A 601-nucleotide genomic window follows, 5' to 3' on the forward strand; every position below is an offset into this window, starting at 1 on the left:
AACGCCATCGTTAATGCATCACAAACAAGCTTAGCTTTCATTCTAGAGCCCATGCTCCAACCAACAACCTTGCGAGAATATAAATCAATTACAACGGCAAGGTATAGCCAACCTTCGGATGTCCAAATATAGGTGATGTCCTGAACCCACCCTTGATTAGGCTTTTCTAGGTTGAAATTCTGTTCAAGTTTATTTTCATATACAGGCTTTTTATGTTTACTGTTCGTGGTCGCCTTGTACTTCTTTTTGTAACGAACCCAAACATCAGCTTCCTTCATCAACTGAGCAGCTTTTCTTCGACTCACAGGAAAGCTAAGCGCGTTCAATACCTTTTTCATACGACGAGAGCCATACGTATTGTCACTATACTCAGCCGCACTTCTAATCCATTCAAGCATTTCTTCATGCTCAGGTTCTACAACATTATCTTGATTCCGTTTTTGAAAACTGTAGTAATTACTGCTGGTTACCCCTAGCAACGGACACATTACCGCCACTGGCCAGGTCTTCTTATATTGGGTGATAAACGAATATATTACTTCGTTTCGTTTGCAAAGAAGACCGTCGCTTTTTTTAATATATCGCGCTCCATTTTAAGGCG

At 40.8% G+C, this 601-nt stretch carries 1 pseudogene; it reads right to left on the minus strand.

Annotation, left to right across the window (positions count from 1 at the left end):
- Window positions 1–601, minus strand: a pseudogene (locus H4J50_RS19055) (IS3 family transposase); the annotation flags it as partial.

The sequence above is a fragment of the Colwellia sp. 6M3 genome (genome assembly GCF_014077595.1).
GTDB lineage: Bacteria > Pseudomonadota > Gammaproteobacteria > Enterobacterales > Alteromonadaceae > Cognaticolwellia.